Below are 9,699 nucleotides of genomic sequence, written 5' to 3' on the forward strand. Positions count from 1 at the left end.
TTTATCGTAGTTGTTGACGTTGCGTGTCGGCCGATACCTCAGTTTCTAATATCCCTATTTTTGGGGTGGGTAACGGGCATGGCTCAAGCTCAGAGTTTGGCGGCCGTTACGGGAGTGGTTAGAAATTTGCTCCAATCGTTCATCAAGGCGCGGCGCTTGTCGAGAAAGTCCGAGCGGGAATAGGCCCCTTCAGTCTGGTCACGCTCATCATGCGCCAACGCCATCTCGCATACCTCGCGCGGGTAATGGGTACATTCCCCGGCCCAGTCTCGAAATGAGGACCGAAAGCCGTGTCGGGTGATTCTCTCGTATCCCATGCCATGCAGTAGCGTGCGTACAGCGTTCGCATGCATGACCCCTGTCTTGCCCTGGCCAGGGAATAGAAAGGTACTTCCTTCATCTCGCGGAATGGTCTTTACCAGCGTCACGACTTCTTCAGCGAGTGGAATTACGAAAGCTATTCGCATCTTCATTCGCTCATCCGGCAGCGACCAAGTTCCAGCTTCCAGGTCAAACTCATCCCAACGAGCGAACCTGACCATGTGAGCGCGTGCGCTGGTCATGATTAGCAGTTGAGCGGCCCAAGACGGAGGTGTGGAGTTTGCCCTGAGCTTGAACATCAGTGCCGGCACATCCTGCCAGCGCAAAGCCTCAAAGTGCTCACGCTTCCGAGCCTTCTTCTTTTCAGCGCGACTCAACAAATTGTCTAAGTGTCCGCGCCAGCGAGCAGGGTTCTCACCTTCTCGCAGGTTACGGGCCTTGGCGGCATCCAGAACCTGTTCAATTTGCCCACGTAACTCATCGGCGGTTCTGGTTTTGGTAGCCCAGATGGGTTGCAACACCTTGAGCACCTGAGGCGTGCCGATCTCCTCGGCTGACAGTTTGCCGATGTGGTCAAACGCGTACAGCTCCAGCTTTCTCAGCCAGCCTTTGCGCCACTTATCTGACCAGGTGCTTCCGTGAGCCTCGCAATAGTCCTTCGCGAGTGTTTCGAACTTCAACTGTTTTGCCGCGCTTGTTCGCTGTGCTTCTAGTTGGGCTGCGCGTTCAATGTCGCGAGCAGCTAGAGGATCTATACCGTCGCTTAATAGACTGCGCTTAGCGCTGGCTTCAAGCCTAGCTTTCTTGAGGCTCACTTCAGGGAATGACCCCAAGCCCATCTCTCTGCGACGTCCTGCCAGTTGGAAGCGAAGTAGCCAGGATTTGCGCCCGGTAGGTTTGACAACCAAGCGAAGCCCATCACCATCTTCATAGGTGCCCGGTTCGGTCAGGTTTTCGACTTGTTTCGGATTCAACTTACCCATTGGATTCTCCCTGTCGTCCCTTATGTCCCCCCACCTGTCCCCCCACTGTGTTGTTGGATGAGGTTAAATGGTGTTGAACACCATCGGACAGGAAAGCGCCTGAAGACCCCGGAATAGCTAAGCTATCAGGTGGCTTCTCGGATGGGATAGGTTTATTTTGGACAATTAAAAAGCCGGCTTGTGGCCGGCTTCTCGGGGACTGGCTTGGATCATTTTTGGTAAACCGCGCCAGCCTTCAAAACGTACACCCGGATCTTGCGTCCGGCTGCGGGACTCGGCGAGAAAGTCATCTGCCTTGTCGGTGCGATCTGAGCCGCGGGGCGGGTCGATGCGCAAATGTGGGGCGCAGCATACGCAGGTTTGATGGAAATTCCCAGTAGAAGGTGCCGACCAGAGCCTTGCGATGCGACGACATCCGCAATTGATGACGTTTTACAGGAACGGCACCTCCGGCCTGCGTTTGTTCAGCGTCGACCACCAGAACACCCAACCCAACACCCTGAAGTTCTGTTCTTCGATCTGTTCGCGCCTGAGGATCTCGTCTGGGTACTCGCCGCTGTTGTGGCTGCGCATCCGCAGGGCGTTGCCGGGGATTCGGTGCAGGTATTTGATGCGCAGCATGCCGTCGTGCTCGACAGCGTAGATCTGGCCGTCGACGATTTGTGTCAGGCCCCGGTCGATGGCGATCGTCGAACCTTCTTCGATTTTCTCGGCCATGCTGTTGCCGACCATACGGGCGCAGATGGCGTCGCAGTGGTTGATTTCCAGGGAGTCGAGGTGGCTGCGGGGAAGGCGTATGGACTCTTCTCGGTCCTCGACGACGTGGGTTTTGTTGGGGTCAGTGGCCGTCGGGACTTCCTTGTAGAACGGCAAGTCGACATCGGTGGGTTCGACCACGGTATAGACGCCGCGGATGGCCTGGGCGTCGAAGACGTTGCCCGACTCGTCGGCCACGCGCAGATGCCGGGCATCTTTCTGGCCTTCACCGGTTTTCAGCCATTCCCTGTTCACGGAGAGCCGCGTGGCGACTTCTTCCAGGCAGTGGGCGGGCACACCTCGGGTGTACCAGTTGTGGACATTTTGTGGTGCCGTGTTCAAAAACTCGGCAAAACCGGATGTCGTGATGTTGGCAAGTCGAAGGAGCGCTCGAAAGCGTGGGCCGCTAGTGTTCTTTTTCATAAACATGAGTCTACGGAGGCGGCATAAGGCTTTGAATAAACGAGCCGTTCAAAAACGAGGGAAATTTAAGACTTGATGTAAGACGTAAACGGCGAAAATTAAACAAGAAAAAACCAAAACAGAGCCATCTTAAACAAGGCGTTTAAGTGATGCTTTTCAAGCGCCCACAAAAAACCCCGGATCACCGGGGTTTTTCTTGAAGCGGGTCGCCAGAAGCGTACCGCGGCGGCTTAGCCTTTGTAGGCAGCTACCGACTTGGTGATCGCTTCGCGGGCGGCGTCTGCGCCGGCCCAGCCTTCGATCTTGACCCACTTGCCCTTCTCGAGATCCTTGTAGTTCGCGAAGAAGTGCTCGATCTGCTGGATCAGCAGGGGTGGCAGATCGGTGTATTCCTTCACGTCGACGTACAGCTGCGACAGCTTGTCGTGTGGAACGGCGATGACTTTGGCATCGCCGCCGCCGTCGTCGGTCATGTTCAGGATGCCGACCGGACGGGCGCGGATCACCGAACCTGGTGCAACCGGATAAGGGGTCACGACCAGCACGTCGAGGGGATCACCGTCGTCGGCCAGGGTGTTCGGGATGTAACCGTAGTTGGCCGGGTAGAACATTGGGGTGGCCATGAAACGGTCAACGAACAGGCAATCGCTGTCTTTGTCGATTTCGTATTTGATCGGCGCGTGGTTGGCCGGAATCTCGATCGCGACGTAGATGTCGTTCGGCAGGTCTTTGCCAGCCGGAATCTTGCTGTAGCTCATTGGGCGTTGCCCCCGTTAGTTGACCAAAAACACTTGGCCGGATTGACCAAAAAGTGGCGGCGATTATAGGCATATTCCTACGCCGACGCCATGGACCAGAAGTCGTGTAGACCTTAGTCGTGTGGCTGATAGACCGGATCATGCGCCTGAAGTTGCTTCAATCTTCCGAGCGGATCCTGGCGGTAGAACAGCTGCAACTGCTCATACACCTGTGGATAAGCCTCGTGCAGCAAATCCGGGGCGCTGAAGAAGTATTCACTGGTGACGGCGAAGAACTCGGCAGGGTTCTCGGCGGCGTATGGGTCGATTGCGGTCTCGGCGTCCGGGTTGTGTTCCAGCTGCCGGTCGAGGTCATCGTAGGCGTCCTGCATGACTTTGGCCCAGGCGCTGACGCGCATGTCGGCGTGCAGCGGTGGCAGGCCATTGGCGTCGCCGTTGAGCATGTCGAGTTTGTGCGCCAGTTCGTGGATGACCAGGTTGTAGCCTTCCCAGCCACCACTGGCCATCACACCGGGCCAGGCGAGGATGATCGGCCCTTGCTGCCAGGCTTCACCGCTGTGCTCGCCGTTCCATTCGTGTTCGATGCCACTGGCGTCGCGGTGGCGCTGGGGGCTGAGGAAGTCGTCGGGGTAGAGGATGATTTCGTGAAAGCCCTGGTACCAGTTCAGATCACCCAGGTTCATCAGCGGCAGTTGCGCCTGGGCGGCGAGCAACAGGCGTTGCTCCTGATGCAATTCGACGCCGGGCAGGGCAGTCAGGTGTTTGTCTTCGAGGAACAGCACGCAGGCTTCACGCAGCCATTGGTCCTGGGCCGCGGTGATGCCGTCGAGAAAGCTCAGGTGATGGCGCACCCGTTGCCACATATCGTCGGCAATCGGGTGCCTGGCCAGAATGCGCCGGCGACGCCAGGCGCTCAGGGACCACATCGAGGATCAGCGCGTGTGAGCTTTGGACGCTGCGTTGCCGAAGCGACTGCGCACCACGCCGATGATCATCGGAACCAGCGATAGCAGGATGATGCCGACCACCAGCAACGACAGGTTCGACTTGATGAACGGTACGTTGCCGAAGAAGTAACCGAGGGTGACCAGACCGCCGACCCAAAGGATGGTGCCCAGCACGCTGAAGGCGAAGAAGCGCGGGTACGGCATCCGCGCAACGCCCGCGACGAACGGTGCAAAGGTGCGGATGATGGGCAGGAAGCGCGCCAGGGTCACGGTTTTACCGCCGTGCTTTTCATAGAAGTCGTGGGTTTGTTGCAGATAGTCGCGGCGGAAGATCTTCGAGTTCGGATTGCTGAACAAGCGTTCGCCCGCCGTTCGTCCGATCACATAGTTGGTGCTATCGCCCAATATCGCCGCCAGCATCAGCAGGCCACCCAGCAGCACCGGGTCCATGCCGCCACCTGCGGCAACTGCGCCGGCGATGAACAGCAACGAATCACCCGGCAGGAACGGCATGACCACCAGGCCGGTTTCACAAAAAATCACCAGAAACAGAATGGCGTAGATCCATGGCCCGTAATTGGTTACCAGCAAATCGAGGTAGACATCGAGATGCAGGACTAGGTCGAGCGGGTTGAAATCCATGGAAAGCACCTGTGATAACGGTCCAGGTCAGCGGGCCTTGTGCGGATGACTTCGCGAAAGCCTACGAACGGACGTAGTTTTTCTTACAAGCCGGAAAGATCGGCATTATACGAGTTGAGTGGTGAAAAGCGCGTCGAGATTGTAGCGGGGCATGTCGGTTGAACGTGCGCAAGTCTGGTGACAATTAATAACTCACACAAACACACCCTGAACCCTTGAGTTTGAGGGGGCGGGAAAATTCCATCGGATGGATTGACGGCCTCAGGGGTCGATCCTCTGCATGGCAGAGATCGACCCCGCTGCAGCGACCTTACAGCTCGTCGCTGATCGGCAATACGTAGTTCTTGAACTCGGTATCTTCCTTGAATCCGATGGATTCGTAGGTTTTCTGCGCCACTGCGTTGTTGCTGCTGGTAGACACCCGCATGCGCACGGCATTGGTTTCCTTGGCCATTTTTTTCGCGGTACGAATCAGATTGTCGGCGACCAGTTGGCGACGTGCGTCTTCGGCGACGTAGATGTCGTTGAGGATCCACACGCGTTTAAGCGAAAGCGAAGAGAAGCTTGGGTACAACTGACAAAAGCCCAACAGTTTGTTGTTGTCATCATCGGAAAGGGCCAGGTAGATCACCGACTCTTTGCGACGAAGGCGTTTTTCGAGAAACGCCCGGGACGAGTCCGGATACGGCAGGGAGCCATAAAACTCGCGATATTTGACGAACAACGGGGTCAGCAGGTCCAGGTGTTCGAGGGTCGCTTGAATAATCCGCATGGTAGGTCTCGTCTTCAAGTGGCTGTCTTGCGTGCTTGAACGGCAACGGGAAATCCTGGCAGCCGCGAGCCGATCCTGCCTGAAACTGGAACGAAAGTGCAACGCGCAAGCGCTTCAGGCATCCGGCGGGCCTAGTAGGAAATTTCCCTTCATGTCTGCGCCGGCGTCTGACTCCAGGGTCTGGACTTGCGCTTCGTCCTTCAGATTGACCCCGGATAACTGCCGCCGACAGGCCTCGCGCATCAAATACAGCAAACGGTGTGCCGCCATGCCGTAGCTCAAGCCTTCCAGGCGCACATTGGAGATGCAGTTGCGATAGGCGTCTGTCAGGCCGACTTTGGGGTTATAGGTGAAATACAACCCCAGACTGTCTGGCGAGCTCAGGCCTGGGCGCTCGCCGATCAGGATCACGGTCATTTTCGCCCCCAGCAATTCGCCGACTTCATCGGCGACGGCAACGCGGCCCTGTTCCACCAGCACGATCGGGGCGACGGACCAGTTTTCGGCGCGAACCTGTTCTTCCAGTCGCGCCAGAAACGGCAGCGTATGGCGATGAACGGCCAACGCTGACAAACCATCGGCGACCACGATCACCAGGTCGACTCCGCCCGGATTGGCCGAAGCGTGATCACGTAGAACCTGGGCCGACGCATCGCTCAGTTTTCGCCCAAGATCGGGGCGTTGCAAATAGCTGTTGCGGTCAACGGCCGCGCTATGCAGCAAAAGACTTGCATGCCCGCGCTCGCTCAGTTGTGAGCGCAATGCCCCGTGGTCAAACGGCAAGTGCACCGCATCCCGGGCCTGAGCGTGGGCATATTGAAAGTCCAGCTGCGCGCGAGTGGGCATGCTGGTGCCCGTACGGCCAAGGGCAATGCGCGCCGGTGTCAGGCGTCGCAGCTCCAGCCATGGGTTGTGCGGGTCGTAAGGCGGCTTTTCCATATCAACACTCATCCCAGTTGCGCCAAGGCCTGGCGGAAGGCCGGTGGCAGGCTGTTGCCGAACAGAACCCGGCCGTCCGCCTGGGTGAAGATGCCCATTTTCGCCAGCCACTGTTCGAACTCCGGCGCAGGTTTGAGCCCCAGGGTCTGCCGGGCATAGAGCGCATCGTGGAACGACGTGGTCTGGTAATTGAGCATGATGTCGTCGGAGCCGGGGATGCCCATGATGAAGTTGATCCCGGCCACGCCCAGCAAGGTCAGCAGGGTGTCCATGTCATCCTGGTCGGCCTCGGCGTGGTTGGTGTAACAGATGTCGCAACCCATCGGCACGCCCAGCAGCTTGCCGCAGAAGTGATCTTCGAGACCGGCGCGAATAATCTGTTTGCCGTTATAGAGGTATTCCGGACCGATAAATCCTACGACGGTGTTCACCAAAAACGGTTTGAAGTGTCGCGCGACAGCGTAGGCCCGGGTTTCGCAGGTTTGTTGATCGACGCCATGGTGGGCGTTGGCCGACAGGGCGCTGCCCTGGCCGGTTTCGAAATACATCAGGTTTTGCCCGAGTGTGCCGCGGTTGAGGCTCAATCCGGCGTCATAACCTTCCTTGAGTACATTCAGATTGATACCGAAGCTCGCATTCGCAGCTTCGGTGCCGGCGATCGACTGGAACACCAGGTCCAGCGGCACGCCACGATTGACCGCTTCGATAGACGTGGTGACATGGGTCAGCACGCAGGCCTGGGTCGGAATCTCGTAGCGCTGGATGATCGCGTCGAGCATTTCCAGCATGGCGCAGATTGAGGCGATGCTGTCGGTGGCCGGGTTGATGCCGATCATGGCATCGCCGTTACCGTGCAGCAGACCGTCGAGAATGCTCGCGGCAATACCGGCCGGTTCGTCGGTCGGGTGGTTGGGTTGCAGGCGTGTGGACAGGCGCCCGCGCAAGCCCAGGGTGCCGCGAAACTGGGTGACCACGCGGATTTTTTGCGCCACCAGCACCAGATCCTGCACGCGCATGATCTTTGACACGGCCGCGGCCATTTCCGGGGTCAGGCCGGGGGCGAGGGCGCGCAGGACCTGTTCGTCGGCGGCATCACTGAGCAACCAGTCGCGAAAGCCGCCGACGGTGAGGTGGCTGACGACGGCGAAAGCCTGCTTGTCGTGGGTGTCGATGATCAGGCGGGTGACTTCATCGTCCTCGTAGGGAACCAGCACTTCCTGCAGGAAGTGGCTGAGCGGGATGTCAGCCAGCGCCATTTGCGCGGCGACGCGTTCGCCATCATTGAGCGCGGCGACACCGGCCAGGAAGTCCCCGGACCGCGCCGGGCTGGCCTTGGCCATCACTTCCTTGAGGCTATCGAAGCGATAGGTCTGGGCGCCGACGCAATGGACATAAACGGCCATGCTGTCCTCCTGGTTAATTGATGACCCGTAGAAGCGAGGCTTGCCCGCGAAAAACGATTACACAGCGTTTCAGTCACACCGCATCATGCCCTTCGGGCAAGTCTCGCTCCTACAGGAATCGGGCGCTCACAAATAGGGCGTGCGCCCGGCGTCGGTGCATTCAGATACCTTCGAGCATAGCGTCCGTCGGTGCCTCTGAACGTTGCCGTGCGGTCAGCTGGAAATACAGGTAGCCGGCGGCCATGAAGCCGAGGAACACACACCCGATCAAGGTGTTGAACCACGCCATCGCCACCAGGCACACCACGGCCAGAAACAGCGCGATGCCCGGTACGATCGGGTAGCCCGGTGCACGGAAGGTGCGTTCCAGGTTCGGCTCGGTTTTACGCAGCTTGAACAGGCTCAGCATACTGATGATGTACATCACGATCGCGCCAAATACCGACATGGTGATCATCGCGGCCGTCAGGGTCATGCCCTGCAGGTTGACCAGGCCATCGCTGTAGATCGCGGCGATGCCGATCACGCCACCGGCGAGAATCGCCCGATGCGGGGTCTGGAACCGCGAAAGCTTGGCCAGGCCGCGTGGCAGGTAGCCGGCGCGGGCCAAGGCAAAGAACTGTCGCGAGTAGCCAAGAATGATCCCATGGAAACTAGCCACCAGGCCGAACAGGCCGATCCACACGAGCATGTGCATCCAGGTCGAATCGTTGCCGACCACGGCTTTCATGGCCTGGGGCAGCGGGTCGTTGATGTTCGACAGTTGACGCCAGTCGCCGACACCCCCGGCCATCACCATCACACCGATGGCCAGGAACACCAGGGTCAGAATGCCGCTGACGTAAGCGCGGGGAATCGTGCGTTTCGGATCCTTGGCTTCTTCGGCCGCCATGGCCGCGCCTTCAATGGCGAGAAAGAACCAGATGGCGAAGGGAATGGCCGCGAAAATGCCGGGAATCGACGCTATCGTGAATTCATTGGCACCCGACCAGCCGTTGAGTACGAAGTTGCTGAAGCTGAACCCCGGCGCAACCACGCCCATGAACACCAGCAGTTCGGCGACGGCCAATACAGTGACCACCAATTCAAAGGCGGCCGCGATACCGACACCGAGGATATTGAGGGTCATGAAAATGATGTAGGCGCCGACTGCCGCGAGCTTCGGGTCCAGTTCCGGGTACTGCACGTTGAGGTAGGCGCCGATGGCCATGGCGATGGCCGGGGGCGCAAAGACAAATTCAATCAGGGTGGCGATACCGGCGATCAATCCACCTTTCTCGCCGAAGGCTCGGCGGCTGTAGGCAAATGGTCCGCCTGCGTGGGGAATCGCCGTCGTCAACTCGGTAAAACTGAAGATGAAGCAGGTGTACATCGTCGCCACCATCAGCGCGGTGACGAGAAAGCCCAGGGTTCCTGCGGTGCCCCAGCCGTAACTCCAGCCGAAGTACTCGCCGGAAATCACCAGGCCGACGGCAATGCCCCATAAATGCAGGGTGCCGAGTGTGGGTTTGAGCTGTGTGGAAGGAATAGTCATAAGTCCTCTCTGGTTTTTTTTGAGCTTGTGGACTTTCGGGCGCTGCGGTTGCGTGTAATGCGGGCACGCAAAGCCCGTGCCAGGGCGGCAGGGCGATGATTTGCGGTGTGTTTGCGGATGCCATCGCCAGCAAGCCGGCTCCTACAGATTTGCGCGGTCTGTAGGAGCAAGGCTTGCCCGCGATAGCCGTTACGCGATATCGCGCCGGATCAGAAGAAGCC

9 protein-coding genes are annotated in these 9,699 nt (G+C 58.6%); all 9 read right to left on the bottom strand.

Annotation, left to right across the window (positions count from 1 at the left end; translation table 11 throughout):
* Positions 1-89 precede the first annotated feature (89 nt).
* Complete coding sequence (locus D8U18_RS22970) at positions 90-1,304, bottom strand: integrase arm-type DNA-binding domain-containing protein (protein WP_044287943.1); 1,215 nt, start codon at positions 1,302-1,304, stop codon at positions 90-92.
* A gap of 432 nt (positions 1,305-1,736) precedes the next feature.
* Positions 1,737-2,483 (bottom strand): helix-turn-helix transcriptional regulator, encoded by a 747-nt coding sequence (locus tag D8U18_RS22975; protein WP_131108506.1) that lies wholly within the window; start codon positions 2,481-2,483, stop codon positions 1,737-1,739.
* Between the two features lie 230 nt (positions 2,484-2,713).
* Complete coding sequence (ppa, locus tag D8U18_RS22980) at positions 2,714-3,241, bottom strand: inorganic diphosphatase (protein WP_003205933.1); 528 nt, start codon at positions 3,239-3,241, stop codon at positions 2,714-2,716.
* A gap of 113 nt (positions 3,242-3,354) precedes the next feature.
* Entirely contained in the window at positions 3,355-4,167 is an 813-nt protein-coding gene (locus tag D8U18_RS22985; RefSeq protein ID WP_131108508.1) for a M90 family metallopeptidase, read from the bottom strand.
* Between the two features lie 6 nt (positions 4,168-4,173).
* Positions 4,174-4,830 carry a DedA family protein gene (locus tag D8U18_RS22990; protein WP_056855830.1) on the bottom strand — a complete coding sequence of 219 codons (657 nt, stop codon included), beginning with the start codon at positions 4,828-4,830 and terminating at the stop codon, positions 4,174-4,176.
* 310 nt (positions 4,831-5,140) lie between these two features.
* Positions 5,141-5,602, bottom strand: coding sequence for a GNAT family N-acetyltransferase (locus tag D8U18_RS22995; RefSeq protein ID WP_056855829.1), 462 nt, complete (start codon positions 5,600-5,602; stop codon positions 5,141-5,143).
* Positions 5,603-5,716: 114 nt separating this feature from the next.
* Positions 5,717-6,541, bottom strand: a complete 825-nt coding sequence (gene eutC / locus D8U18_RS23000) for an ethanolamine ammonia-lyase subunit EutC (protein ID WP_056855828.1) — start codon at positions 6,539-6,541, stop codon at positions 5,717-5,719.
* 8 nt (positions 6,542-6,549) lie between these two features.
* On the bottom strand, positions 6,550-7,944 hold the full coding sequence (locus D8U18_RS23005) for an ethanolamine ammonia-lyase subunit EutB (RefSeq protein ID WP_056855827.1): 1,395 nt from the start codon (positions 7,942-7,944) through the stop codon (positions 6,550-6,552).
* A 160-nt stretch (positions 7,945-8,104) separates the two neighbouring features.
* On the bottom strand, positions 8,105-9,478 hold the full coding sequence (gene eat / locus D8U18_RS23010; RefSeq protein WP_131108510.1) for an ethanolamine permease: 1,374 nt from the start codon (positions 9,476-9,478) through the stop codon (positions 8,105-8,107).
* Positions 9,479-9,699: the final 221 nt, after the last annotated feature.

Source organism: Pseudomonas sp. Sample_10 (assembly GCF_004321495.1).
Classification (GTDB): Bacteria; Pseudomonadota; Gammaproteobacteria; order Pseudomonadales; family Pseudomonadaceae; genus Aquipseudomonas.